Origin of the sequence: Methylobacterium oxalidis, from assembly GCF_007992195.1 — a bacterium.
In the GTDB taxonomy this organism is placed as follows: Bacteria; Pseudomonadota; Alphaproteobacteria; order Rhizobiales; family Beijerinckiaceae; genus Methylobacterium; species Methylobacterium oxalidis.
The window spans coordinates 1-1799 of sequence record NZ_BJZU01000264.1 but is presented as its reverse complement, the minus strand read 5'-3'; the positions used below and the strand labels follow the sequence as shown (position 1 = coordinate 1799).

Annotated in this window: 3 protein-coding genes; 1 reads left to right on the top strand and 2 read right to left on the bottom strand. The window is 59.3% G+C overall.

What is annotated here, in order from left to right:
* A partial coding sequence (locus MOX02_RS31975) for a hypothetical protein (RefSeq protein WP_210250429.1) occupies window positions 1-248 on the top strand: 248 nt, incomplete at its 5' end.
* A 182-nt stretch (window positions 249-430) separates the two neighbouring features.
* Here MOX02_RS31975 and MOX02_RS30390 read toward each other — a convergent pair.
* Together MOX02_RS30390 and MOX02_RS30385 are read right to left on the bottom strand one after the other, a co-directional pair.
* Window positions 431-703 carry a chaperone modulator CbpM gene (locus tag MOX02_RS30390; RefSeq protein ID WP_147029475.1) on the bottom strand — a complete coding sequence of 91 codons (273 nt, stop codon included), beginning with the start codon at window positions 701-703 and terminating at the stop codon, window positions 431-433.
* A 3-nt stretch (window positions 704-706) separates the two neighbouring features.
* On the bottom strand, window positions 707-1612 hold the full coding sequence (locus tag MOX02_RS30385; protein WP_147029474.1) for a DnaJ C-terminal domain-containing protein: 906 nt from the start codon (window positions 1610-1612) through the stop codon (window positions 707-709).
* Window positions 1613-1799 lie beyond the last annotated feature (187 nt).

Below are 1799 nucleotides of genomic sequence, written 5' to 3'. Positions count from 1 at the left end.
CTAAATCAGCGTCCTTGCTGACATCGAATCTGCTGAAGAAGCAGGATCTGCTCATCAGCTTGATGCGCTTGCAAGGGCGCTCGAGGCAGGTGGGGTCATCTTTCTGGAAGATTGCATGGTCGTCGAGGAAGGTCCGGGTGTGCGCCTTCGGCGGCAAGCGCCGTGCGACGACGGAATTCGGCCTGAGCTGCTCACTACAGAAAATGATCTCTGAGTTCGTTGGGCGGGTGAGGTGCGATCATGCGTAGTTGCTCAGGCTGAACGGATGGTGAGTTCCGGTTGCTTCTAACGCGCATTTGCCGGCGGGTCTTGAGGATGCCCTCTCATCCAGGATGAGTTAGCCTATGGCATCTCAAAACCCAAGTGTAGGCTGCCTATGCGCGTAGCACCGATTTCCCATACGTTAAGCCGCCTCTGGTTCCTTGAGCTTCTATGAACCCTCCATAGGGGTTCTCAACACTCGGCGAAGCATTGAGCGCAGCCCGTGGATTTGGTCGACTAAGTCGAGCACGATGCTAATGCCCTCGGCGTTGACACCGGCCCTAGCACCGAGATGCTGAACTAGTCGAGCGCGCGCTAGGTCCATCTCAGATAAACCAAAATCCTCGTCCGTATGCTGTGGCACGAGCCAACCTTCGTCGAGCCACAGCTGCAGAGTCGTGCGCTCAATTCCGAGGCGAATGCAGAAGTCATCCGGCGTCATGGCTTAGACTTCCATATTCTGACGTGGATTGTGGGACCGCCCAGCGCTCCAGCTTTCGACGAATTCCTCAAGTTGTGGGTCGCTCTCCGGTAGGACAACCTTCAGCTCGACGTACATATCGCCTCGGCTGTGATCCGGACGGGGTACTCCCTTCCCCCGCAAGCGGAGCACCTTGCCGCTGTTTGAGCGCTTCGGGATCGTCATCGTCACGGGACCTGTCGGTGTCGGCACCGTGATCTGCGCACCCAGTACCGCCTCGGTCAAAGAAATGGGCAGTTCGAGCCGGATATCGTCTCCATCGCGTTTGAATTGGCGGTGGGGCCGTACCTGCAACTCGACCAGAGCGTCGCCAGCTGGAGCGCCCCCGAGGCCGGACTCGCCCTTACCCCGCAGCCGCAACATCTGCCCATCCCTCGAACCAGCCGGCACCGTGAAATCCAGCGCCTCCCCGTCGGGGAGGATGACGCGCTTGGTTGCGCCATTCACGGCCTCGAGAAAGTCGAGGTTGAGCCGGAGATGCACGTCTGCTCCGCGCATCCGAACGGTTGTTCGGCGTCCTCTGCGTAGAAGCTCAGCGAGAATGTCGTCTCCACCAGCAAAATCCTCAAATCCTGCCGTTGAGGCATAGGGATGATCATCGCCGGCTGCAGCGAAGTCGCGGTAGAAGCGCTGCGCGGGTTTTTCGGTCCCAGAAGCGTCGATCTCACCACGATCAAAGCGAGCCCGTTTATCTGGATCGCCAAGGATGTCGTAGGCAGCAGAGATCCGTGCGAACTGCTCCCCCGCCCTCTGATTGCCCGGATTTAGATCAGGATGATGCTTCTTGGCGAGTTTCCGAAACGCGCTCTGAATCTCCTCAGCGGACGCGCTCGGGCTGACACCAAGTACGTTGTAAGGATTGTCGCTCACGGACACCTTCTCCAGAGCTGCACTTACCGGTTGAGTTTCTGAGATTGAGGTGTTTCTGAAGGCTCCGCTCGCGCGGAGCCCTCACGTGGGCTCGCCTTAGGCAGCCATGGCGCGCTGTGCCTGCTTGCCGGCATTCTCGCCGAGCATCAGGCCCATCGGGCCCACATGCACGGGCACGGTCTCGCCA